Source organism: Pseudomonas sp. B10 (assembly GCF_900156235.1).
Taxonomy (GTDB): domain Bacteria; phylum Pseudomonadota; class Gammaproteobacteria; order Pseudomonadales; family Pseudomonadaceae; genus Aquipseudomonas; species Aquipseudomonas siliginis.
Genome location: NZ_LT707063.1, coordinates 2,822,506 through 2,845,049, shown reverse-complemented (window position 1 = coordinate 2,845,049; position 22,544 = coordinate 2,822,506). Strand labels below are relative to the sequence as shown.

Below are 22,544 nucleotides of genomic sequence, written 5' to 3'. Positions count from 1 at the left end.
TCGCTCCCACAAGGTAACTTCGTCTTAATCCAAGATCAGGTGCGGCAAAAATCGACTTGAATCCTTGGTGATCAGACTATCGTCCTCACGCACACCAATCCCCGCCGCCTCATCACCAATCACCCACGAGCCAATCAGCGTGTAGCTGTCGCCAAACTTCGGCAGCGGCGCGAACTCCTGCAGGATGAACGGCGCATCGGTGTAAGGCCCGTCCTCTTTGACGATCAGACCTTCTGCCGTTTGCAGTTCGATGTTGGCACCTTCCCGGGAAAAGTACGGCTTGCGCACCCAGCCCTTCGGCACCGCACTCTGCGGATTCGGATCAAGGTGCGCAGCGAGCAGATTCGGATGTCCCTTGTGCAATTCCCACAGCAGCGGCAGCGCACCCTTGTTCGACAGAATCGCCTTCCACGCCGGTTCGAAAAACTGCGTATCGCATTCGGCGATCGCTGCGCCGAACGGTTCGTGGAAGATGAATTCCCAGGCGTGCAGCTTGAACAGGTGCGGGATCCAGCGATCCTGCAGATCGACGAAACGACCCTCAGCCGTCAGGCCGATGTCTTCGATATCGATATGGCGTGATTCGATGCCGACCTTTTCCGCGATCAGCCGCAGGTAGTCGGTGGTGCCTTTGTCCTCGACCGAGTCCTTCATCGAGGCAAAGTAGAACGGCCGCTTCAACTGCAATTCGGCGAAGGCCTGATGCAGCTTGGTGTCGATGCTGTTGAACTGGTCAGCATGCGGCGGCAGCGTGCCACGCTCGATGCACTGTTCCAGCCAGCCCCACTGAAAGGCCGCCGCTTCATAGAGACTGGTCGGCGTGTCGTAGTTGAGCTCCAGCAGTTTCGCCGGCCCGTTGCCGCTGTAGGAAAAGTCCATGCGACCGTACAGATGCGGATGACCCTCGCGCCAGGAGGTGCGGATCATGTCGTAGTACGCCGCCGGGATACTCAGGCGATCGAGCAACTCTTCGCTGTTGACGACGCGATCCACCAGATCCATGCACATCTCGTGCAGTTCGGTGGTCGGGTCTTCCAGATCGTTTTCGATCTGCGCGAGGCTGAACTGGTAGTAGGCGCTTTCGTCCCAGTACGGTTCGTCGTCGATGGTGTGGAACAGGAAACCGAGGCTTTCGGCGGTGTGTTTCCAGTCGGGGCGCTCGGCGCAGTGGATCTTTTTCATGTCAGCTGCTCGAGCGTCCGGAACTGCTGCCCCAGCCACCCCAACCGCTGCGGGCGCTGGACTGACTGCCGAAGCCGCCGCGCGAAGTCGACGACGCAACGTTCACCGGTTTGCTCTTGCTGCTCTCGTAATCCGACTGGCTGCGCGAGGTTGTGTCAGCTCGGCGGTACTGCGTTGAGGTGTTGTACGGCTGGCGCGTTTCGCGATCACGGTAAACGGTGCGTTCGGCGTTGTTGCTCATTGCGTTGCCGATCAGCCAGCCGGTCAGCCAGCCATTGCCGCCGCCACCTGAGCCACCGGAATAGTGCGAGCCGCCGTGGCTGGCACTGCTGCTGGTGGTGGTGGTGTCGCCCGCGGGCATTTGCGAATTGGCGATGGCATCGAGATCTTGCGGCGTCTCGGCATTGCCGGGCACTTTGAAGCCGCCGAGTTTCGGCACGAAACGGCCATCGGAATTTTTCTGACACCAGCCAGCGGCAAAGTCTGCGTCGCACTTGGCCTTGTCGGTGTAGGCCGGGGCGATGCGCCGGTGCTCGTTCAGGGCGGCGACGTAGGCGCTGGAGCAGAGATCGGCGGCCACTTCGGCGTCGACACACTGTTCGACGCTCTGGAAGTTGCGCGGCTGATCCAGCGCCGCTGCTTCACCGGAAATCGCCATCGCCACCGACGCGGCGAGGGACAATTGCACGTATTTGCTGCGTTTCATCGAGAGGCTTCCTGCCGGTCAGTGGGACGGGGTCATGCACGCGGCATTGAGCATGCCGACGCTGATCGCCACGGCAGCCACATAGATGCCGGCGGCGACTTCGCCGTTGGCGATGCGCTGGGACGTGCCCTTGAGCACCAGCCCGGTCGCAACGAACGCCAACAGCTGCACGACGGCGGCGATGACCGCCCAGAGGACGAAGTCGAGCACGTTGACCGAGTAGGCGATCACGTTGCTCGCAGGAATCGCGAAACCGATAATTGCCCCGGACAGGGCAATGGCGGCGGCAGTGTTGCCGGCGCGGATCAGCTCGAATTCCTTGTGCGCGGTGATGCGCGTGTAGACGAATTGAAACAGCATGAACAGCAACACGGCGCCGATCAGGTAGACGACAAAACCGACCAGCGCGGTTTTGTTCAGGGAAACGGCCAAGACTTCCAGCATGAAAAACTTCCTTTTTTAGATGGCGCTCAAATCAGTCGTGTACAGCGAGATGCCCAGCGAGGTGCTCAGGCTGACGGTGCCTTCTTCGTCCTGTTCGACGGAGAACAGCAGCAGTTCGCGGCGATCGGTCAGGCCGGTGTCGCGGGCATACAGCATGGCGTGGTGCTTGATGGTGTAGGACTCGTCCGGATTGACCACGTGCTCGGTCATCGGCACCAGTTCGGTCTGCTGCAGCTCGGTGCCCCATTCACGGCTGTATTCGACACCGTCGTGATTGTAGGTCGGCAGACCGATCAGGCTGTTCGGGCCGGCCAGACGCTGCAGTTCGGCGTCACTGTTGACCGTTACATAGCTGAGGTAATTGAACAGGGTGACCGACTCGACCTGATCATCGCCGGTGACGTGGATCTGCACCCAGAAATCCTCGTCGTTCATGTAATAGCGATGCAGTTTGTTGGACTGACCGAGGTCGACCCAGCCGGCGCTCCACACCGCTTGATCGAATGGCACCCGCACCGACGTCGAGCCTTCCAGCAGCAACGCCAGGGTCGTGTCGAAGCGCACGCCCTTGCCTTGTGCCATGCCCAGCGGACCGCTGGCGGCGGTGGTCGTTGGCGCAGCGGTCTGCCAATTGCTGGTGCCGAGCAAGTCTTTAAACCATCCCATGGGTACGTTCCTTGAAGCGGGTGGAGGTGTTCGGGGGTGAAAAAGTGGCGGTAGTGTAACGGGCGAAGCGGTGAACGAGCAGGGGCAATTACGCCGCAAAACCATGTGGGAGCGAGCCTGCTCGCGAATGGGGTGTGTCAGTCACTCGATTCTTTGACTGTCACGACGCTTTCGCGAGCAGGCTCGCTCCCACAGGTTACCGATCAGTCATTACTGCGCGGACTTCTGCTTCAGCCGCTCAAGGATCGCATTGGCGCTGCCTTCGTTCGGCGTGATGCCGGCGTCGCGCAGTTTGCGTTCCAGATCGTTGCCGGTGGAGGCGTCGGCCAGTTCGTCCGCTGCGCTCAGTTCGGCAGCGCGTTGCTGCTGCTTGGCTTGCAGGCGGTTCAGGGTGCCGACTGCGGTTTCCAGTTTGCCGTTGGCGCCGCCGCTGGCAATCGAGGCGCTGACTTGGGCTTTCTGCACGCTGTCGCGGGCCTTGGCCATGTCCACTTGCTGGCGCAGGCTCTTGATCCGCGATTCGGCTTTGCTGATGTCTTTGCGCATGTTGTCGGCGTAGGCGCCGAATTCATCGCTGAGTTTCTTCTCGGCAGCGAGGTCGTTGGTCAGGGTCGAAATCGCTTCGGCCACTTCCAGCGCCAGGTCTTCACGGCCGGCATTCAACGCGGCCACAGCCTTGGCTTCGAGGTCCTTAATCTTGGCGTCGTATTCGCTGACGCGGTCGGCGGCCAGTTTGTGCTTGGCCATGATCGTTACCAGTTCGCGGCGGGCGTTGGACAGCGCGGTGTCCGCGTCGCGGATTTCCTGATCGAGGATGCGCAGGGCCTGCTGGTCGGCGATGGCTTCGCCGACTTCATTGGCGCCGCCGCGCAGTGCGGTGAACAACTTGCTCCAGATGGACTGAGTCATTGGATATTCCCTGTTGATTACTTGAAGAAGTGTTCGAAGGCTTCGCTGGCGCGCTGCACGTTGTCGACCAGGGTTTTCACCTCGGTGACGACGTTGGTCAGGCTCGAATCAGCACTGAGGGCGCCGAACATGTTGTAGACGGTCTGCCCGTTCGGCATCGATTCGATTCCGATCGACGACAGCGGGAACATCTCGCGGCTGCGCAGCACGGCATCGTTGAACGCCTGGACATTGCTGATCGAATCGATGTCCACCAGCACGGTGTCGACGATGATCTGCTGGCCGGCCAGGGCGATGTGAATCGGCAGACCACCGAATTCGTTCATTTCCAGCTTGATGCTCGGTTCGGAGCTCTGGATCAGGGACAGCGAAATCTCTTGGGAAGCCACCTCGTCCAGCGCCTTGAGGGCATTGAAGAGGCTGTCGATGGTCCAGTTGTTGCCTGCGCTCATGTAGTTCTCCGACATGAAAGAGCCAGCCAGAATCGGTTGGCGTAGCTGTTGCTCCATTTGCTTGAGCAAGCTTCGGTTTTCCGGAAGCACCCAAGTTTCGTGTTTCACATAACCGGCGGCGGCCAGGCCTGCGCGCATCTGCTTCATGTAGAAGCTCGACGGTTTTTTCGCTGACGTCTTGCCACGCTCGCCCTTGGGGCTGGCTGCGGCAGGCGTCGGAGTGCGGCTTGTCATGGCTGGAATCCGGTTATGAGCGTCTCACGCGTGGGCCACACTACAACCAATGCAAAGTGCCATCAATGACTCACGCGTGAGATTTTCATGACAGACGCAAAAAGGCCCGCAACGGGGCGGGCCAGGGGATTGCGCAGTTGTTGCTAGGCGTTGCTGCCCAGGAACTGCTCAGTCGATACCACGCTGGCATAGGCAAAACCCAGCGCCGCCATGAATGCTGCGTGCACATGAGCGGCCGGCACCGTCAGGCCGTTGAATTCCAGATCACGGCTGGCGCAGGCATCGTGAATCACGGTCACGCTGTAACCCATGTCCGCCGCCGCGCGGGTGATGCCATCGACGCACATATGGCTCATGCTGCCGACCACCACCAGGTCGGTGATGCTGTGTTCGTCGAGCACCGCTTTCAGTTCGGTTTCACGGAACGAGTTGACGAAGTGCTTGAGCACCACCGGCTCGTCGGCGCGGTTGAGCACTTTCGGATGCAGTTTCGCGCCCTCGGAGCCGGGAGTGAAAAACGGCGCGTCGTCGGAGGTGAATTCATGCCGAATGTGCACCACCGGATTGCCCGCTTCGCGAAAGGCAGCGATCAGCCGTGCGGCGTTGTCGGCAGCGGCGTCGGCGCCGACCAGCGGCCACTTGCCTTGGGGGAAGTAGTCGTTCTGGATATCGACTACGATGAGCGCTTGCTTGGCCATGGGATTGTCCTCGAGACGGTGATTGGGTGTGGCCTCAGTATTGACGCTGGCCGAGGATTCGAGGATTGGCCGCACCGACAATAGGCAGGGGAAAACTGACAATGGCTGCACAAAGAGCCGCCACCGCTGAACTGGGCGTGCTGATTTATCCCGGCGCGCAACTGGCGGCGGTGCACGGTCTGACCGATCTGTTCGCCGTGGCCAACCGCATCGCCGCCGAGTATCAGGCTGTGCAATTGCCCTTGCTGCGGGTCAGTCACTGGCAGGTCGAGGGCGAGCAGTTGCCGACGCGGGTTTACGACAGTCATCCCGGTGCCGAAGACGCTTTGCTCGCCGTGCTGATTCCGCCGTCCCTCGGCGGGTTCGATGCGGCACAGATGACTGCGAGTCTTGCGCAATGGCTGCGCGATCAGCATGCGCACGGCGCAACCCTTGGTGGTGTTTGCGTGGGCTCGTTGATGCTCGCCGAAAGCGGCTTGCTCGACGGTCGCAGCGCCACCACCCACTGGACCTCGGCCCAGGCTTTTGCCGAGCGTTACCCGAAGATCAAACTGAAGGCCGACACGCCGATTGTCGACGACGGTGACCTGATCACCACGGCGGGGCTGATGGCCTGGTCGGAACTGGGACTGCGCCTGGTCGATCGCTTGCTCGGCCCGAGCATCGCCACCGCGACCGCGCGTTTTCTGGTGATGGAACACAGCGACAGCGCCAGTGAATGCGGGAGCAATTTCGCACCGATCCTCAGCCATGGCGACGCGGCGATTCTCAAGGTCCAGCACTGGCTGCAAAGCACCGGGGCGACGGATGTTTCGCTGAACGCGATGGCCGAGCGCGCGGGCCTTGAAGAACGCACTTTCCTGCGCCGATTCCGCGCCGCGACAGGCTTGAAACCGACCGAGTATTGCCAGCACCTGCGGGTTGGCAAAGCGCGAGAAATGCTCGAGTTCACCAATGGCACGATCGACCACATTGCCTGGACGGTGGGCTATCAGGATCCGGGCGCGTTTCGTGCGATCTTCAAGAAGATTACCGGGTTGGGGCCGAGTGAGTACCGGGGGCGGTTTGGTCTGACGCGTTAGCCTGGGCACTGGAGTAACCCTGTGGGAGCTGGCTTGCCAGCGATGCGATCAATCAGTTGCAAAACAGGTGACTGATCCACCGCCATCGCTGGCAAGCCAGCTCCCACAGGTTTTTGCACGGGACCACGGATCGTGCAATTTGCCGGAATTTTGCCCGCTGTCGTGCAGTTTGAAACAGGCGTGATGCCAGCACAGTCACGGCAAACTCCCGATTATCGGGCGGTTCGTGGGGATCGTTGATTGGCCTGATCTCTGCAATTTCCCTGAGTGAACCCATCGACTGATGCAAGGGGAACGCATGACCCCGACACCCAGCAACAAAATCGTCGTGGCCCATTCGGTGCGTGCCGAGGCGCCGCAACATGAAATCGAGACCAACAAGGCACTGGCGCGTTGGCTGGCGCAGATTCTCGGCTGCAAATTCGGCGGCAGTTACGATCCGGCCAAACATCAGGGCCGCGAGCTGTATCTGCTGCCAACGCAGACCATCGTCGGCGCCGCCCACGCGCAAGCGCTGGGCATCAACGGCCCCGATGATTTGTGGGGCGGTTACGTCGAATACGATTTCATCTGCACCAAAGCCATCAGCCACGGTTTGCGCAGTCATCTGGCGCACGCGCCGCAGGGCTGGTCGCCGCTGTTCTCGGAGCGGGTGCGCAACGTTGTGCTCGACGGTCTCAGCGTATTTGCCCTGGAAGATGCACGGCCCGCCGCCGAACATCTGCTGTACGCCGGGCCGATCCGCTTGAAGCCGGTTCACGCTTGCGCCGGTCGTGGTCAGGAAGTGATCACAAGCCTCGACGCGTTCGATGAGATCCTCGCGCGGCCCGAGGCGCAAAATCTGTTCAAGGACGGCGTAGTGCTGGAGCAGGACTTGAGCAACGTCGTCACCCACAGCGTCGGCCAGTCGTTCATCGGCGGCCAAGTGTTGAGCTACTGCGGTGATCAATACTTGACCGAGGACGGCCTGGGCGAAGAGGTCTACGGCGGTTCGAATCTGCTGGTGGTGCAGGGCGGCTATGACCAATTGCTCGAGCTGGATCTGCCTGACGATGTGCGTCTGGCCATCGAGCAGGCGCAGGTCTTCGACAGTGCCGCCAACGAAGCTTACCCGCGCTTCTTCGCCTCGCGGCGCAATTACGATATCGCCCAAGGCCTCGACGCCAGCGGCAACCCGCGCAGCGGCGTGCTCGAACAATCCTGGCGCATGGGCGGTGCCAGCAGCGCCGAAGTGGCGGCGCTGCAAAGCTTCGTCAACGATCCACAGATGCGCGCGATTCGCGTGTCGTCGGTGGAAACCTACATCGATCAGGCGCTGCCGGCGGACGCCATCGAGGTCTATCGCGGCCCGGCGGAAAACAGCGCGTTTCTTCTCAAATATGTGACGGTCCAATCCTATGACGGCTAGAAGCGAAAGCATTCAAATCGACATTGATGACGAACAGATGAGCGGGACTTTTCTCAGTCCCAAATCGAAAGTTCCGGGGGTGTTGTTTGTTCACGGTTGGGGCGGCAGTCAGGAACGTGATCTGGAGCGGGCCAAAGGTATCGCCGGCCTGGGTTGCGTTTGCCTGACCTTCGACCTGCGCGGTCACACCGGCGGCACCGGAATTCCGCTGACCCGGGTGACCCGTGAAGACAATCTGCGTGATTTGCTGGCGGCCTACGATCGCTTGCTGGCGCACCCAGCCCTCGACACTTCGGCGATCGCCGTGGTCGGCACCAGTTATGGCGGCTATCTGGCCTCGATCCTGACGTCACTGCGCCCGGTGCGCTGGCTGGCGCTGCGCGTGCCGGCGCTGTACCGCGACGAGCAATGGCACACGCCCAAACGCGATCTGGACAAGGCCGACCTGCGCGATTATCGCAATACGCTAGTGCGCGCCGACAGCAATCGCGCCCTGCATGCCTGCTCGCGATTCACTGGCGACGTGCTGTTGGTGGAATCGGAAACCGACGATTTCGTGCCCCACGCGACGATCATGAGTTACCGCGCCGCATGTCAGCAGACTCACTCGTTGACGCACCGGATCATCGATGGCGCGGATCACGCATTGAGCGATCCGGTTTCGCAGCAGGCCTACACCTCGATTCTGGTGGACTGGATTACCGAGATGGTGGTGGGGGAGCGGTTGAGCATTATCCAATCCAGATGATGTTTCGCATGTACCGGCCCCTTCGCGAGCTGGCTCGCTCCCACAGGTTGAACGCATTTCAACTGTGGGAGCGAGCCTGCTCGCGAAAGGGCCATCCGCAGCAATGCATGGTCAGGAAGGTTTCTTCTCGATCCGCAACGCCTTGGCCTTCGCTTCCACCACCAGATACATCACCACCGTAATCAACAGCGGCAGCAGAAAATAAATCGCCCGATATGCCAGCAATCCCGCGACCAGACTGCCGCGCGATGCCTCGTGCTGCAGCAGCGCCACAAACACCGCCTCCAGCACCCCCAGCCCCGCCGGAATATGCGTGATGACCCCGGCAATCGCGCTGATCAACAGCACGCCGAGCACCAGCGGATAATCCAGTTTGCTTGGCAGCAGAGTGAAGATCACCGCCGCCATCAGCGACCAGTTCAGCGCGCCCAAAAGCAATTGCAGCACGGCCATGCGCAGCGACGGCAGGTTGATTTCCACGCCGCGTATCGACCACTCGCGGCGCTTGGAAAACTGACACGCCGCCAGATAGCCGGCGCTGACCAGCAGCAATAACACACCGACCAGTTGCAAGGCCGAACTGCTGAGTTTCCAGCCCGGTGGCATCGTCACCAGACCGCTGCTGAACACTACGCCTGCGATGGTCATGTAGCCGAACCAGTTGGTTGCCAGGCTCAGGCCGAGAATCTTGGCAATGTTGCCTTTGCTCACGCCCAGCCGCGAATACAGGCGATAGCGCATGGCGATGCCGCCAACCCAGGCGCTGAGATTGAGATTGAAGGCGTAGCTGATGATGCCCACCGGCAGGATCTGCTTCCACGTCAGATCTTGACGAATGTAAGTGCGGCCGATCAGGTCGAAACTGGCGTACACCAAAAAGCTCAGCAGGGTCAGGCTGGCGGCGATGATCAGCGTGCGCACCTTGAAATCGGCGAGGGTCTCCAGCACCTCGGCCCATTCGATGCGGGTGGCGAACATCGTCAGCAGGACGATCAGCGCGAGGAAAAACAGGATGGTAAGCGGGCGTTTCCAGCGGCTCCATTTCGACGGCGCCGCTTGTGCCGAATGGCTATCGGAGTGCACTTCGGAATGACTCATGGACGCGCACCTCGGAAAGGCTTCAGACGCGGTTTATGCGCCGGCAGCCAACCGGCCATGGCCGGGAAGTGCCGCAGGAAGTGGAACACCAGAAAACCGACGGTCATGTGCCAGATACGCCCACGCGGCAACAGTTTGGCGTCCATGGCCTTGCAGTGGTTCTGGCTGAGGTCTTCGAGGCGTTCGTACAGGTGCTGATTGAACGCGCGGTCGCGGATCAGTACGTTGGCTTCCAGATTCAGCGACAGGCTCAGCGGGTCGAGATTGCTTGAGCCCACGGTGCTCCAGTCATCGTCGACCAGCGCGACCTTGCCGTGCAGCGGGCGCTGGCAGTATTCGTGAATCTGCACGCCGGCGCGCAACAGATAATCGTAGGTCATGCGCGCCGCCAGTTTCGCCACGAGCATGTCCGGCTGGCCTTGCAGGATCAGCCGCACCTCGACGCCACGGCGGGCGGCGTTGCGGATTTCGCGCAGCAAACGGTAGCCGGGAAAGAAGTAGGCGTTGGCGATGATTACCCGGCGCTTGGCCTTGCGCAGCACCTGCAAATACACGTCTTCGATATCGGTGTTGTGTTGATCGTTATCGCGGAACACCAGGCGCACCTGGCCGTCGTGGTCGGTGAAGGCCATTTCCTCCAGACGCTGGCGCCGGCGCTGCCACCAGAACCGCGCGCGCCCGGGGCGACCGCTTTGCAGCAGGGCGAAGTGATGGATATCGGCGACCACCGGGCCCTGGATCTCCACCGAGTAATCCTGCTTGGCTTCGGGGCCGAAATCGGCCAGGTGATCGCCGGAAAAATTGATCCCGCCAATGAACGCGATCAAACCATCGACCACTACGATCTTGCGGTGCAAGCGGCGGAACCAGTTGGTGCGGATGCCCAAATGCTTTGGCGCCGGATCGAAGATCTGCAGATGCACGCCGGCATCGCTCAAGGCCGACAGATAGCCGGTGCTCAGCTCGCCACAGCCGAAGCCGTCGAGGCTGACCGTGGTGCGCACGCCGCGCTGGGCGGCTTCGATGAGGATCTGCTGCAACTCGGCGCCGACCTTGTCTTCGAAGACGATGAAGGTCTCCAGCAGGATCTCGCTCTTGGCTGCGCGCATCGCTTCGAACACGCGGGGGAAATACTCCTCGCCGTTCTCCAGCAGCTCTACGCGGTTGTTGCTGTGCCATTGATACTCGACGTCAACGTGGCCGGGCTCGCGCACCGGCGGGTTCAACGGGACCGGGTCGACGGCGGATTTTTCCAGTGGCGCACTGTTCATAGTTCAATCTCCACCGATAACGGTGCGTGGTCGGAAAGGTGGGACCAGGGCCGGTTGGTCAAAACTTTCGGCCGGCTGGCCTTGAGGTTGCGTACGTAGATGCGGTCGAGTCGTAGCGCTGGCAGCCGCGCGGGAAAACTGCGCGCGGGTTTGCCGTACTGCTCGGCGAACACTTCGCGCAGGCCACAGGGCTTGAGCTGCGCATCGGCGCGCTGCCGCCAGTCGTTGAAGTCGCCAGCGACGATCACCGGGGCGTCGGCGGGCAATTCGGCGAGGCGTTGCATCAGCAGATCCAGTTGCGCGTTGCGGTGGCTCTCGCGCAGGCCAAGGTGCACGCAGATCGCGTGCACTTCGGTGCCGTCGCCAGGCAGGCGCAGCACGCAATGCAGCAGGCCACGGTTTTCATGGCCGCTGATCGACACGTCGAGGTTGTCGTGGCGGATGATCTGGAATTTCGACAACAGCGCATTGCCGTGATCGCCCGCCGGGTACACGGCGTTGCGCCCGTAGGCGAATTGCGGCCAGAGGCTGTCTGCGAGAAATTCGTATTGCGGCATCGTCGGCCAGTTGTCGTAGCGTTTCGGATGCTGCTCGTGCGTGCCGTGCACTTCCTGCAGAAACACCATGTCGGCGGCGACGCTGCGCACCGCTTCACGCAGCTCCGGCAGAATGAAACGCCGGTTCAGCGCAGTGAAACCCTTGTGAGTGTTGACCGTCAGTACGGTGAAAGTGCGCACCGAGGGCGCAACCACGGAGCCTTCGTCGGTGAAACCGACCGGTTCGGGAATACTCATGACAGAACTCCTTCTGCCGCGACTTGCCCGGGAGTTGTGGCGAGGTCTTTGTCGAGGTCGAAGCGCTGCAACAAGTTGCGTGCGTCGTAGGGCGCGCGGACTTTGATGTCGTTGTCGAAGTAGCAGAACACTTCGCGGGATTTGCGGGCGCGGGGTTTCAGGCGTGGGGCTATCAGGTGGGCGTCCTCTGGCTGTTTACCGTGATGCCAGGCGTCGATGCGCTCGGCCCAGCGCTTGAGCGCTTGTTCGGAATAACCGCTGGCGTAGAGCTCTTCGGCGCCGTGCAGGCGCAGATAGACGAAGTCGCTGGTGAGGTCTTCGCGGTACGGCCATTTGCCGGCGGTGTCGGCGACCACCAGCGCGGTGTTATGGCGCTTGAGCAGGCGCACGAACTCCGGGTCGATAAAGCTCTCGTGACGGATTTCCACGGCATGGCGCAGTGGCTTCTTGCGCCAGGCTTTGATGCTGGCGTGGCCGGGCAGATGCGAGTCGTGCTGGCGGGCGAGGGCGGCTGCGGCTTGGGTGTCGTGGGGCAGTTGCGCGAGAAACTGGTCGAAACGCTCGGCATCGAACTTGAAGTTCGGCGGAAACTGCCAGAGGATCGGCCCGAGTTTTTCCTTCAGCTCCAACACGCCCGAGGCAAAGAAATTCGCCAGCGGTTTTTCGATTTCGCGCAAACGGCGCACGTGGGTGATGAAGCGCGGCGCCTTCACGCTGAACACGAAGTCATCAGGGGTTTCGGCGTACCACTGGGCGTAACGTTCAGGGCGTTGCAGGGCGTAGAACGATCCATTGATTTCGATGCTGTTGACCGCGCGGGAGGCGAACTGCAATTCGCGCTTCTGCGCCAGTCCCTTCGGGTAGAAATCCCCGCGCCACGGGGCGTAGCGCCAGCCTGAAATACCGATGTGAATCGTCGCCATCCCATCCTCCCGTAGAAAGTCCTCGTGTTGCCGATGTTCTGTGATGACTGCGGCGGGGGCGGGAAAGTTTCGGTGGTGTTACGGGCGGTCGCGATTGGCAATTGCCGCCGATCCATTGTGGGAGCGAGCCTGCTCGTGAATACGGACTGTCAGTAGACGATCCATCGACTGTCCCAGCGCTTTCGCGAGCAGGCTCGCTCCCACAGGGGATGTGTGTGGCTCTGGTCGCTGAACTTGCCGCGCAATTACCGATCAGTTCCTTACCAGGGTCAGCCACGGGAGATCGGAGCTTTGCGCAATTTCAGGATCGCCATTCTGCTGGGAGCGCTGCTGTGCTTGGGCGTCAACACATCGCAAGCCGCCGCGCTACCGGGCGTTCCGGCTGCCGCCGATACGGCGGAAAAACCTGCCGAACCGGAACCGCTGGTGCAGGGCGGTCTGCTCGGGGCGATCAGTACGAGCATCGACGATGTGCAGGAAAAACTCGATCTCAACGAACACTTGGTCGATGCCTGGCGGCTGCGTGCTGACCGCGCGGCGGATGAGGTCGATCGGCTGGTCAAGCAACCGTCGAACCGCTCGGGCTGGAGCGTGGCCGGGGATTTCCTCACGTTATCGGGAGTGTGGCTGGGCAGTTTTGCCCTGCTCACCGTGCTCGGCAGTCTGCTGGCAAAGCGTCTGCGTGAAGGTCGCTGGTTGCGCACCCGCCAGCGCAGTCAGGATCTCCTCGGCTACGTGCTGCCTTACACGGTGCCGGCGCTGATCTGCCTGCCGCTGACGCTGTATGTCAGCCATTTTCTGCAAGCTTCGGTGGGCCGTGCGCTGGCGCTGTGTCTGGCCTATGCCACCAGCAGCGGCATTTTTTCCACCTCGATGTTGTTGTGCGTGGTGGTGATGTTCAATGTCGGCCACAAGCGCGCCGCCGCGCGAATCATCCGTGAATACTGCCCGCGTCCGCTGTTCCTGATCGGCTTTCTCGCCGCCCTCAGCGATGCCCTGACCAGCCCGCAGATCGCCCGGCAATTGGGCGGCAATATCACCAGCAGCATCGCCGTGTTCACCGGGCTGATCGCCTCGGTGATTTTCGGTTTGCTGGTGATTCGCCTGCGCCGGCCGGTGGCACATCTGATCCGCAATCGCCCGCTGGCCCAGCGTTTGAAACAACCGTCGCTGCAGGAATCGCTGCGGATATTTTCCGGGCTGTGGTACTGGCCGATCGTGCTGATGGTGCTGGTCTCGGCAGTCAGCCTGATCGGCATTGGCGAGGACAATCAGAAAGCCCTGCGCTGTGCCTTGTTCACCACCGTGCTGCTGATCGCCACGGTGTTTCTCAGCACGGTGTTGCAGCACCTGTTCAAGTCGCGCAAAGCCGAGGCGATCCAGCGCAGCAGTGCCTACAAGGAACGTTTTCTCAGCCTGTTGCATGCGTTGCTGCGGATCGTCATGGCGATTGTATTCATCGATATTCTCGGGCGGATCTGGGGCGTGTCGTTGCTCGATTTCGCCCAGAGCAGCACGGTCGGCCGGGCGATCAGCAACGCCTTGAGCAGCATTGGTCTGATCTTCCTGGTGACGTGGCTGCTGTGGGTGGTGCTCGACACGGCGATTCAGGAAGCACTGAAACCGCCGCTGAGCAAACGCGCGGCACGCCAGCCGAGCACGCGGGTGAAAACCATCCTGCCGCTGCTGCGCAATGCGATCAAAATCATCCTCGTGGTGATCTGCGCGATTACCACCATGGCCAACCTCGGCATCAACGTCGCGCCGCTACTGGCCGGTGCGGGCGTGGTCGGTCTGGCGATCGGTTTCGGTTCGCAGCAACTGGTGCAGGACGTCATCACCGGGTTGTTCATCATCATCGAAGACACCCTGTCGATCGGCGACTGGGTGGTGCTCGATTCCGGCCACGCTGGCACCGTGGAAGGCCTGACCATTCGCACCTTGCGCCTGCGCGACGGCAAGGGTTTTGTGCACTCGGTGCCGTTCGGCCAGATCAAGGCTGTGACCAACCAGTCACGCCAGTTCGCCTTCGCATTTTTCTCGGTGCAGTTCACTTACGACACCGACGTCGACAAGGCCATCGAGCTGATCCGCGAGGCCGGCGATTCGATCCGCGAAGACCCGTTCCTCAAGTACAACCTGCAAGGGCCGCTGGATGTGTTTGGCGTGGACAAGATGGACTTGAACGGCGTGGTGTTGACGGCGCAATTCCGCACGGTGTCCGGTGGCCAATATGCGGTGAGCCGCGCGTTCAACCAGCGCTTGAAGAAGCTTGTGGATAACACACCGAATGTGCATTTTGCGCAGACTTATCCACAGCAGGTGCTGTTGCCGAAGCGCCATGAGGAGGGGGCGGTGGTTGCGGGTGAGGTGCCGCAGGAGTCGCGGACCTGATCTGAATTTTGCGTTGCATGTCCCGGCCTCATCGCGGGCAAGCCCGCTCCCACATTGGTTTTGTGTACGCCGCAGAACCCTGTGGGAGCGGGCTTGCCCGCGATGAGGCCAGAACAGACCCTCAATTGCGGATGAGTTTCCTGCCTATCTGCTCAACGACCACCTGATCCCATTCCCCCCAGATCTGCGGCTTGCCCGCAACCATAGCGGCCACCGGCACCCCATCGCGATACACCAGCCGATTGCTCACCAGCGCCGGCACTTTCGCCCCCGGCAACAAGGTTCCGGCCAGATTCAATGGATCAACTCCGCACACCGCCACCAGGCTGCCGTCCTGCGGGCGGCGGCGTACTTCGCGCAGCAAGGGAATGGCTTCGGGCAAGGCAAACTGCTCGCCAGCCAGACCACTGACAAACCGCCCGCCACGAATCTCGCCCCGCGCCTCCAGACGATGAAAGGTGCGCAGCAATTCCCGCCAGCTCGGCAACCAGTCCGCTTCGCGTTCCAGCAGACGCCAGAACACCACGCCGTAGCGGCGCAGCAGGGTCATGGCGACGTGTTCGAGCGTCTCGGCGGCATCGGCTGACGAACCTCGGCGCAGTAATGCCCAGCGCCCGGCATCGTCCATGCCGCCGATAAACGCGCCGCGCCCGCGTCGACTGCTGCGCTGCTGGCGCTTGCTTGCAGGAGTGATCAACGCGCGCAGGCCGGCGAAGCTGTCGGCGTTCACCAAACCTGCGGCGACCAGTTCCTGCAGGGCGATTTCCAGTTCGCTGCGCAGCAGGCGCGCTTCATGAATCAACTCATCGAAAAACAGCGCGCCATGCTGACTCAGCGCCTCGAAGACTTTCTGCGTTTTCGGCGATAACTCACTCACTGGCGTCTGCTCAGCCAACGCACTCCACAAACCCACTTGGCTACGCGGCAGCAGCACAATCGGTGTACTGCGCAATGCCGAGCCGCTGACCTTCTGCCGCGCGCTGATGCGCGTCCACACCAGTTTGCCGTTGCGGCACAGCTCATCCAGCCAGCTCGGCGAATAGTCCTTGAGGCGTGCCGGCAGAATGTCGCTATCCCACGCCGAAGCTGCCGCCGGGTAACCTTCGAACTGGCCGACAATCGCCGGCAACACCGCACTGCCCTGGCCTTGGGTGGCCGGCGTCAGATGCTGCCAGTCGAACAGAAAACGCATGAAGTCCTGCAATGCCACCGGTTCGATTTCCCGGCGCAGGCGCTTGACCGTGTAGCGATGGATGCGCGCCAGCAGATGGCGTTCGCACCATTCTTCAATCGCGTTGTTCGGCGTGAACTGGCCGCGCAAGACGTAGCCTTCACGCTCCAGTCGGGCGAGGGCCTGATTGACTTGCGCGGCGGGCAGGGCGAGCGGCTCGGCAATGGCGGGCAACGGGATTGGCCCAAAGGCGCCGAGGCGGGCGCGGATCACTTCGACCAGCGCCTCATCGAATGTCCACGCTTCGTCGAACCCGGGCAGCGCGACTGCTTCAGTCAGCAGCGTGGCTTGTGGATAAAGTGCCTGCAGGCAACTCAGGCGTTCGCGAGCCAGCCACAACTGATGCTCGGCGTCGATCTGCAACCGGCACGCGCGCCCGCTGGCCATCAGCGTTTGCAGCCAGTCCGGCCAGCCCGCGTTGGCTCGGGCTTCGGCGTCACTGATGCAGGCGAGGCTCATCAGCGCTTCATGCATTTCATCCAGGGAGTTGGGCGACGGCCAGGCTTCTTCGCGCACTGCGGTGATCGCATCGGCATCGAGCGCGCCGAGATCATCGGTCGACTGCGGATCGCTCCAGCGCCGGTTGATCACCGCTTGGGTACGGCGTTCCTCCAGCGGCGCGTCGTCGAGAAACGTGTAGGGTCGGGCGCTGAGAATTTCTGCCGCCAGCGGCGACGGCGCCGGTAAATCCCGGGCGATCAGGCGCACCTCGCCACGCTCCATGCGACGCAGCAGGGTCAGCCAGCCTTCGCTGTCCATCGCTTCGTGCAGGCAATCGTCGAGGGTCTGTTCCACCAGCGGATGTTCGGGGACTTCGCGCTCGCCGGCGAGGTTTTCCAGGCAGGCGATCTGGTCGGGAAACACACTGGCGATGAGGTCTTCGCTCTTCATCCGTTGCAGTTGCGGAGCGACTTTGCGTCCGCCGGTGAAGCGCGGCAACGCCAGCGCCACTCCGGCATTCCAGCGCCAGCGCACGCCGAACAACGGCGCATCAAGCACCGCTTGAATGAGCGTGTGTTCGGCGCTGTTGCTGTGCAGGTAACGCCAGACTTCGTCGAGCTCGAAGCTGTGGCTGGTGGACAGCGACAGCACGATCGCGTCTTCGCTGGCGGCGGCCTGCAACTCGAAGTTGAAGGTGCGGCAGAAACGCTTGCGCAAGGCCAGGCCCCAGGCGCGGTTGATGCGGCTGCCGAACGGCGTGTGGATGATCAGTTGGGTGCCACCGGACTCGTCGAAAAACCGCTCCATCAACAGCGTGTCCTGCGAGGGCAGGGCGCCAAGGGTTTGCCGTGCGCGCGCCAGATATTCGACCAATTGCTCGGCGCTGGCGAGGTTGAGGCCGAGTATGGTGGTCAGCCAGTCGAGCGCCGGTTGCAGATTCCCGGGGCTGGCGCTGAGCAATTCGTCCAACTGCGCTTGCAGGCGCGCGACGGCCGCCGACAGTTCATCACTGCGCCCCGGCGCTTCGCCGAGCCAGAACGGAATGGTCGGTGGCATGCCCTGCGCATCCTCGACCCGCACCTTGCCGCTTTCTACCCGCAGAATGCGGTACGAGGTATTGCCGAGCTGGAACACGTCGCCGGCGATACTTTCCACGGCGAAATCTTCGTTGACGCTGCCGATGTTCAAGCCCTGCGGTTCGAGCAGCACGCTGTAGTCGGCGTTGTCCGGAATGGTGCCGCCGCTGGTCACGGCGGTCAGCTGCGCACCACGCCGGCCACGCAAGGTGCGACTGACGGCGTCGCGGTGCAGGTAGGCGCTGCGGATGCCCTGACGGCCGTTGTAACCCTCGGCCAGCATGCTCAGCAGGGCCTGATAGTGTTTTTCATCGAGGTCGCGATACGGCCAGGCTCGGTGGAACATCGCCTGCAACGCATCCTCCGACCATTCCTGACAACTGACCTCGGCAATGATCTGCTGCGCCAGCACGTCCAGCGGTTTTTCCGGAATGTGCAGCGTATCGAGCTCGCCCCGTCGCACGCAGTCGAGCAGGGCGGCGCACTCGATCAGGTCGTCGCGGGTGGTGGCGAACAAACGACCCTTGGGGGTGCCGCCGACCTGGTGTCCGGAACGGCCGACCCGTTGCAGAAATGCTGCAATCGAACGCGGCGAACTGATCTGGCAGACCAGATCGACTTCACCGATATCGATGCCCAACTCCAGTGATGCCGTGGCGATCAGCACTTGCAGCTCGCCGCGCTTGAGCCGTTGTTCGGCGTCGAGGCGAAACTCCTTGGCCAGGCTGCCGTGGTGCGCCGCTACGGCCTGCTTGCCGAGGCGTTCGCTCAGATGCCGGCTGAGGCGTTCGGCAAGGCGTCGGGTGTTGACGAAAATCAGCGTGGTGCGGTGCTCGCGGGCGAGTTCGGCGAGGCGCTCATACACCAGTTCCCATACATCATTGGCCATCACCGCCGACAACGGCACCGGCGGCACCTCGATGCCCAGATCCCGAGGGCGGGCGTGGCCGATGTCGACGATTTCGCAGGGCCGGGCATGACCGACCAGAAACCGCGCCACGGCTTCTACCGGTTTCTGCGTGGCGGACAGGCCGATGCGGGTCAGCGGTTCGGCGCACAACGCTTGCAGGCGTTCAAGGCTCAAGGACAGATGACTGCCACGCTTGCCGGCGGCCATCGCGTGGATTTCGTCGATGATCACCGTGCGCGTGGTGCCGAGCATCCTGCGCCCGGATTCCGAGCCGAGCAGCACGTACAGCGATTCCGGGGTAGTCACCAGAATATGCGGCGCGCTCTTGCGCATCGCGGCGCGGTCTTTCTGTGGCGTGTCGCCCGTGCGCACGGCGGTGGTGATGGTCAGCTCCGGCAGGCCCATTTCGCGCAAATGCGCGGTAATGCCGGCGAGCGGATTCTGCAGGTTGATCTGAATGTCGTTGGACAGTGCCTTCAACGGCGAGACATAGACCACCAGGGTTTCGGCGGGCAAACCGTCAGGATGCTCAAGACCTCGGTGCACAAGCTCATCGAGCACGGCGAGAAACGCGGTGAGGGTTTTGCCGGAGCCGGTGGGCGCGGCAATCAGCGTCGACCGGCGCTGGCGAATCAACGGCCACGCACGGGCCTGAGCGGCGGTGACCGCCGGGAAAGTCTTGTTGAACCAGGCACTGACGGCGGGGTGAAAACCGGCCAGCGCACTGTTGGCGGGGAGGGGCAGATTCATGACTGAAGTTATGCGGGCGGGGGCGGGAAGATGCAAGTACCGCTGGGGATCTTCAGCGACAGTCAGGCCCTCATCGTCGGCAAGCCAACTCCCACAGGATTCATGCCTGGCACAAAACCTGTGGGAGCTGGCTTGCCAGCGATGGGGCCGGTGGCCTCGATACAATTTCCAGCTTCTACACTTTACGGATGACGGTTGCGCACTAAACCCGCAAAATGCAACGATTCCGGCAATTATCGACGACGGTTCCACAAGAACCGTCGCTAAAGCCATCGTTCCAATCAGACTGGGCCTGCTGACTCTATGCGAATGCGCCTTATGTTACTGGGCGGCGGAAATGCCCTTGGGCAGGCGCTGATTCGCCTCGGTGCGGAAGAAGACATCGGTTTCCTCGCCCCCCGCCCGCCCGAAAACGGCTGGGATGCCGCGAGCCTCACCCAATTGCTCGACGACACCCGTCCCGATGCGTTGATCAACCTCGCCTACTATTTCGACTGGTTCCAGGCCGAGAGCGTCAGCGAAAGCCGCATGAGCGGCCAGGAACGCGCCATCGAGCGTCTGGCCGAACTGTGCCAGCACCACAACATTGTCCTCGTGCAGCCGTCGAGCTATCGCGTGTTCGACGGCTCGCGAGCCACGGCCTACAGCGAAAAAGACGAACCGGTGCCGCTGGGCCTGCGCGGTCAGGCCTTATGGCGCATCGAGCAAAGCGTGCGCGCGACCTGCCCGCAACATGTACTGCTGCGTTTCGGCTGGCTGCTCGACGACAGCCCGGACGGCACCCTCGGACGCTTCCTCGCTCGCGCGGAAAAACCCGAAGAGTTGTTGCTGGCCGATGATCGGCGCGGCAATCCGACCCCGGTCGATGACGCCGCTCGAGTGATCATCTCCGTGCTCAAGCAACTCGACTGCGCCGCGCCGCTTTGGGGCACTTACCATTACGCCGGCCACGAAGCGACCACCCCGCTGGCGCTGGGCCAGGCGATTCTCACCGAAGCACGCAGCATGCATCCGCTGGCGATCGAAGCACCGACTGCGCAGGCACATGCCGCGCGCCCGGACGCCGCCGAAGAGCCGCAACATGCAGTGCTGGCCTGCAAGAAAATTCTCCACACTTTCGGGATCAAACCGCGCGCCTGGCGTGCTGCACTCCCGGGTCTATTGGACAGGTTCTACCGACATGGCTGAAGCAACGGTTCTAATCACTGGCGGAGCCGGATTCATCGGCTCGCACCTGACCGATGCCTTGCTCGCCAAGGGCTATGCGGTACGCGTGCTTGACGATCTGTCGACCGGCAAGCGCAGCAACCTGCCGCTGGACAATTCCAAGGTCGAACTGGTGGTCGGCGATGTCGCCGATGCCGCTTTGGTCGCCCGCGCCATGCAAGGCTGCGACGCTGTCGCGCATCTGGCGGCCGTGGCCTCGGTGCAGGCCTCGGTGGACGATCCGGTGAAAACCCACCAGAGCAATTTCATCGGCACCCTGAATGTCTGCGAAGCCATGCGTCTGGCCGGGGTCAAGCGCGTGGTGTATGCCTCCAGCGCGGCGGTGTACGGCAACAATGGCGAGGGCGAGTCGATTGATGAAGACACGCCAAAAGCGCCGCTGACACCCTATGCCTCGGACAAACTGGCCGGTGAGCAGTACTTCGATTTCTACCGTCGCCAGCATGGCCTGGAACCGGCAATTTTTCGCTTCTTCAACATCTTCGGCCCACGCCAGGATCCGTCCTCGCCGTATTCCGGGGTGATCAGCATCTTCAGCGAACGCGCGTCGAAAGGTTTGCCGATCACCGTGTTTGGCGATGGCGAGCAAACTCGCGATTTCCTCTATGTCGGTGATCTGGTCGACTTGCTGGTGCAGGCGCTGGAAAAGCCTGAAGTGCAGGAAGGTGCGGTCAATGTCGGCTGGAACCAGGCAATGAGCCTGAAGCAGATGCTCGAAGCATTGAAATCAGTGGTCGGTGAACTGCCGCCCGTGAGCTACGGGCCGGCGCGTTCGGGTGATATCCGCCATTCGCGAGCCGATAACCGACGCTTGCTGCAGCGCTTCGAAATGCCGCCGCAGACGCCGATGAGTGTGGGCTTGGCGCGCTTGCTCGGGCGCGGATGAAACAAGCTTTCGGACATGAAAAAGGCGCCCTTCATAAGGCGCCTTTTTCACGGCCGGAATATTGCTATCCCTGTGGCGAGGGAACGTTGTCCCCCGATCGACTGCGTACGGTCGTCGTCAGGTCTGTGCCTGCCCGCTACCAAGCCTCATTCACCACCACGTGAACGTTCAGTAAAAAATCGACTTAGAACTTATAGCCCAAACCGACCATGTAGATGAACGGATCGACATCCACATTCACCCGTGCACGGGTGCCCGGCGCGACGGCGTTGTTCTCGACGGTCGCGCGGGTATCGATATCGATGTAGCGCACCTGGGCGTTGAGCATGATGTTGTCGGTGATCATGTAGTCGGCACCGACCTGCCAGGCCAGACCCCAGGAGTTTTTCGCCTTGAAGTTGCTGAAGCCGTTGGCGCTGGCTTCGCTGCCGACGTGTTCGTCGTAGATCCAGGTGTAGTTGATGCCACCGCCGACATAGGGCTGGAAAGCCGATTTCGAATCCAGCGGGTAGTAGACGACGCTGAGGGTCGGCGGCAGGTGTTTCAGGGTGCCGAGCTTGCCATTGGCAGCGGGCAGGGCGGTGCCCTTGAGCTTGACGTCATGCTCGAACGGCGTGGCTGCCAGCAGCTCGATACCGATGTTGTTGGTGAGCATGTAGGCGAAGTTCAGACCCAGTTGGGTATCGCTGCTCATGGTCGCCTTGCCGCCCAGATTGGTGCCGCTCAGCGGACCCTGATCGACCTTGACGCTGGAGCTGTCGGCCTTAGGGTTGACGGTGATCGCACCGGCGCGCACAAGGATGTCACCGGCTTCGTGGGCGTGGGCGAGCGGGGCTGCGAGCGCGAGGGCAAACAGCGAGGCGCTGAGCAAGGACTTGTTCATGGGGGCTCCGAAAGGACATAAAAATTCGATGTCCTAGGGTACGAAGCCGTCTGATACGGTGTTTTGACTCAGCTCAATGAAACAGTGAAGGGGCGGGTTTCTGTGAAACCTTTGAAGGCCCCTTCGCGAGC

General features: G+C 61.9%; 19 protein-coding genes. 6 read left to right on the top strand and 13 right to left on the bottom strand.

Annotated features, from left to right (window positions below):
* Window positions 1–24: 24 nt before the first annotated feature.
* The 7 genes from BXA01_RS12855 to BXA01_RS12825 form a co-directional block, all read right to left on the bottom strand.
* Window positions 25–1,182, bottom strand: coding sequence for a glutathionylspermidine synthase family protein (locus BXA01_RS12855; RefSeq protein WP_076564320.1), 1,158 nt, complete (start codon window positions 1,180–1,182; stop codon window positions 25–27).
* Between the two features lies 1 nt (window position 1,183).
* Window positions 1,184–1,888 carry a DUF1190 domain-containing protein gene (locus tag BXA01_RS12850; RefSeq protein ID WP_076564319.1) on the bottom strand — a complete coding sequence of 235 codons (705 nt, stop codon included), beginning with the start codon at window positions 1,886–1,888 and terminating at the stop codon, window positions 1,184–1,186.
* Window positions 1,889–1,906: 18 nt separating this feature from the next.
* Window positions 1,907–2,332 carry a DUF350 domain-containing protein gene (locus tag BXA01_RS12845; protein ID WP_016772952.1) on the bottom strand — a complete coding sequence of 142 codons (426 nt, stop codon included), beginning with the start codon at window positions 2,330–2,332 and terminating at the stop codon, window positions 1,907–1,909.
* Window positions 2,333–2,347: 15 nt separating this feature from the next.
* A complete protein-coding gene (locus BXA01_RS12840) occupies window positions 2,348–2,998 on the bottom strand; it encodes a DUF2491 family protein (protein WP_076564318.1) in 651 nt (216 codons plus the stop codon).
* Window positions 2,999–3,208: 210 nt separating this feature from the next.
* Window positions 3,209–3,907: a PspA/IM30 family protein gene (locus tag BXA01_RS12835; protein ID WP_041477670.1), complete on the bottom strand. Its 699-nt coding sequence runs from the start codon at window positions 3,905–3,907 to the stop codon at window positions 3,209–3,211.
* A 17-nt stretch (window positions 3,908–3,924) separates the two neighbouring features.
* Window positions 3,925–4,506 carry a YjfI family protein gene (locus BXA01_RS12830; RefSeq protein WP_408005061.1) on the bottom strand — a complete coding sequence of 194 codons (582 nt, stop codon included), beginning with the start codon at window positions 4,504–4,506 and terminating at the stop codon, window positions 3,925–3,927.
* A gap of 230 nt (window positions 4,507–4,736) precedes the next feature.
* Window positions 4,737–5,291: a cysteine hydrolase family protein gene (locus BXA01_RS12825; RefSeq protein WP_076564316.1), complete on the bottom strand. Its 555-nt coding sequence runs from the start codon at window positions 5,289–5,291 to the stop codon at window positions 4,737–4,739.
* Between the two features lie 101 nt (window positions 5,292–5,392).
* On the opposite strand from BXA01_RS12825, the gene BXA01_RS12820 reads away from it, so the two are divergent.
* The 3 genes from BXA01_RS12820 to BXA01_RS12810 all read left to right on the top strand — a co-directional run bounded on the left by BXA01_RS12820 (window position 5,393) and on the right by BXA01_RS12810 (window position 8,529).
* On the top strand, window positions 5,393–6,373 hold the full coding sequence (locus tag BXA01_RS12820) for a GlxA family transcriptional regulator (RefSeq protein ID WP_076564315.1): 981 nt from the start codon (window positions 5,393–5,395) through the stop codon (window positions 6,371–6,373).
* 298 nt (window positions 6,374–6,671) lie between these two features.
* Window positions 6,672–7,781, top strand: coding sequence for a DUF3182 family protein (locus BXA01_RS12815; protein WP_076564314.1), 1,110 nt, complete (start codon window positions 6,672–6,674; stop codon window positions 7,779–7,781).
* Complete coding sequence (locus tag BXA01_RS12810) at window positions 7,771–8,529, top strand: alpha/beta hydrolase family protein (RefSeq protein ID WP_076564313.1); 759 nt, start codon at window positions 7,771–7,773, stop codon at window positions 8,527–8,529. Before BXA01_RS12815 ends, BXA01_RS12810 begins: the two co-directional genes overlap by 11 nt.
* A 111-nt stretch (window positions 8,530–8,640) precedes the next feature.
* Here the strand turns inward: BXA01_RS12810 and BXA01_RS12805 are convergent, their stop codons facing one another.
* From BXA01_RS12805 to BXA01_RS12790, 4 genes are read right to left on the bottom strand one after another with little or no spacing between them, the layout of a single operon-like run.
* Window positions 8,641–9,627 carry a lysylphosphatidylglycerol synthase domain-containing protein gene (locus BXA01_RS12805; RefSeq protein ID WP_024014510.1) on the bottom strand — a complete coding sequence of 329 codons (987 nt, stop codon included), beginning with the start codon at window positions 9,625–9,627 and terminating at the stop codon, window positions 8,641–8,643.
* On the bottom strand, window positions 9,624–10,898 hold the full coding sequence (gene clsB, locus BXA01_RS12800) for a cardiolipin synthase ClsB (RefSeq protein ID WP_016772961.1): 1,275 nt from the start codon (window positions 10,896–10,898) through the stop codon (window positions 9,624–9,626). Before clsB ends, BXA01_RS12805 begins: the two co-directional genes overlap by 4 nt.
* Window positions 10,895–11,692 carry an endonuclease/exonuclease/phosphatase family protein gene (locus tag BXA01_RS12795; RefSeq protein WP_076564312.1) on the bottom strand — a complete coding sequence of 266 codons (798 nt, stop codon included), beginning with the start codon at window positions 11,690–11,692 and terminating at the stop codon, window positions 10,895–10,897. The genes clsB and BXA01_RS12795 overlap by 4 nt, the downstream gene beginning before the upstream one ends.
* Window positions 11,689–12,615: a DUF72 domain-containing protein gene (locus BXA01_RS12790; protein WP_076564311.1), complete on the bottom strand. Its 927-nt coding sequence runs from the start codon at window positions 12,613–12,615 to the stop codon at window positions 11,689–11,691. Before BXA01_RS12790 ends, BXA01_RS12795 begins: the two co-directional genes overlap by 4 nt.
* 291 nt (window positions 12,616–12,906) lie before the next feature.
* Between BXA01_RS12790 and BXA01_RS12785 the strand changes: the two genes are divergently transcribed.
* Entirely contained in the window at window positions 12,907–15,009 is a 2,103-nt protein-coding gene (locus tag BXA01_RS12785) for a mechanosensitive ion channel family protein (RefSeq protein ID WP_076564310.1), read from the top strand.
* 121 nt (window positions 15,010–15,130) lie between these two features.
* Here the strand turns inward: BXA01_RS12785 and BXA01_RS12780 are convergent, their stop codons facing one another.
* On the bottom strand, window positions 15,131–19,417 hold the full coding sequence (locus tag BXA01_RS12780; RefSeq protein WP_076564309.1) for a DEAD/DEAH box helicase: 4,287 nt from the start codon (window positions 19,415–19,417) through the stop codon (window positions 15,131–15,133).
* Window positions 19,418–19,720: 303 nt separating this feature from the next.
* On the opposite strand from BXA01_RS12780, the gene BXA01_RS12775 reads away from it, so the two are divergent.
* Window positions 19,721–20,605 carry a sugar nucleotide-binding protein gene (locus BXA01_RS12775; protein WP_076564308.1) on the top strand — a complete coding sequence of 295 codons (885 nt, stop codon included), beginning with the start codon at window positions 19,721–19,723 and terminating at the stop codon, window positions 20,603–20,605.
* Window positions 20,598–21,530: an NAD-dependent epimerase/dehydratase family protein gene (locus BXA01_RS12770; protein WP_076564307.1), complete on the top strand. Its 933-nt coding sequence runs from the start codon at window positions 20,598–20,600 to the stop codon at window positions 21,528–21,530. The genes BXA01_RS12775 and BXA01_RS12770 overlap by 8 nt, the downstream gene beginning before the upstream one ends.
* 184 nt (window positions 21,531–21,714) lie before the next feature.
* Here BXA01_RS12770 and BXA01_RS12765 read toward each other — a convergent pair whose 3' ends face one another.
* Window positions 21,715–22,413, bottom strand: coding sequence for an OmpW/AlkL family protein (locus BXA01_RS12765; RefSeq protein WP_016772968.1), 699 nt, complete (start codon window positions 22,411–22,413; stop codon window positions 21,715–21,717).
* Window positions 22,414–22,544 lie beyond the last annotated feature (131 nt).

What these genes read in the sequence shown, in the direction of transcription:
- BXA01_RS12855 (WP_076564320.1), bottom strand. Translation starts at nt 1,182, where the DNA reads ATGAAAAAGATCCACTGCGCCGAGCGCCCCGACTGGAAACACACCGCC.
- BXA01_RS12850 (WP_076564319.1), bottom strand. Translation starts at nt 1,888, where the DNA reads ATGAAACGCAGCAAATACGTGCAATTGTCCCTCGCCGCGTCGGTGGCG.
- BXA01_RS12845 (WP_016772952.1), bottom strand. Translation starts at nt 2,332, where the DNA reads ATGCTGGAAGTCTTGGCCGTTTCCCTGAACAAAACCGCGCTGGTCGGT.
- BXA01_RS12840 (WP_076564318.1), bottom strand. Translation starts at nt 2,998, where the DNA reads ATGGGATGGTTTAAAGACTTGCTCGGCACCAGCAATTGGCAGACCGCT.
- BXA01_RS12835 (WP_041477670.1), bottom strand. Translation starts at nt 3,907, where the DNA reads ATGACTCAGTCCATCTGGAGCAAGTTGTTCACCGCACTGCGCGGCGGC.
- BXA01_RS12830 (WP_408005061.1), bottom strand. Translation starts at nt 4,506, where the DNA reads ATGAAGCAGATGCGCGCAGGCCTGGCCGCCGCCGGTTATGTGAAACAC.
- BXA01_RS12825 (WP_076564316.1), bottom strand. Translation starts at nt 5,291, where the DNA reads ATGGCCAAGCAAGCGCTCATCGTAGTCGATATCCAGAACGACTACTTC.
- BXA01_RS12820 (WP_076564315.1), top strand. Translation starts at nt 5,393, where the DNA reads ATGGCTGCACAAAGAGCCGCCACCGCTGAACTGGGCGTGCTGATTTAT.
- BXA01_RS12815 (WP_076564314.1), top strand. Translation starts at nt 6,672, where the DNA reads ATGACCCCGACACCCAGCAACAAAATCGTCGTGGCCCATTCGGTGCGT.
- BXA01_RS12810 (WP_076564313.1), top strand. Translation starts at nt 7,771, where the DNA reads ATGACGGCTAGAAGCGAAAGCATTCAAATCGACATTGATGACGAACAG.
- BXA01_RS12805 (WP_024014510.1), bottom strand. Translation starts at nt 9,627, where the DNA reads ATGAGTCATTCCGAAGTGCACTCCGATAGCCATTCGGCACAAGCGGCG.
- clsB (WP_016772961.1), bottom strand. Translation starts at nt 10,898, where the DNA reads ATGAACAGTGCGCCACTGGAAAAATCCGCCGTCGACCCGGTCCCGTTG.
- BXA01_RS12795 (WP_076564312.1), bottom strand. Translation starts at nt 11,692, where the DNA reads ATGAGTATTCCCGAACCGGTCGGTTTCACCGACGAAGGCTCCGTGGTT.
- BXA01_RS12790 (WP_076564311.1), bottom strand. Translation starts at nt 12,615, where the DNA reads ATGGCGACGATTCACATCGGTATTTCAGGCTGGCGCTACGCCCCGTGG.
- BXA01_RS12780 (WP_076564309.1), bottom strand. Translation starts at nt 19,417, where the DNA reads ATGAATCTGCCCCTCCCCGCCAACAGTGCGCTGGCCGGTTTTCACCCC.
- BXA01_RS12775 (WP_076564308.1), top strand. Translation starts at nt 19,721, where the DNA reads ATGCGAATGCGCCTTATGTTACTGGGCGGCGGAAATGCCCTTGGGCAG.
- BXA01_RS12770 (WP_076564307.1), top strand. Translation starts at nt 20,598, where the DNA reads ATGGCTGAAGCAACGGTTCTAATCACTGGCGGAGCCGGATTCATCGGC.
- BXA01_RS12765 (WP_016772968.1), bottom strand. Translation starts at nt 22,413, where the DNA reads ATGAACAAGTCCTTGCTCAGCGCCTCGCTGTTTGCCCTCGCGCTCGCA.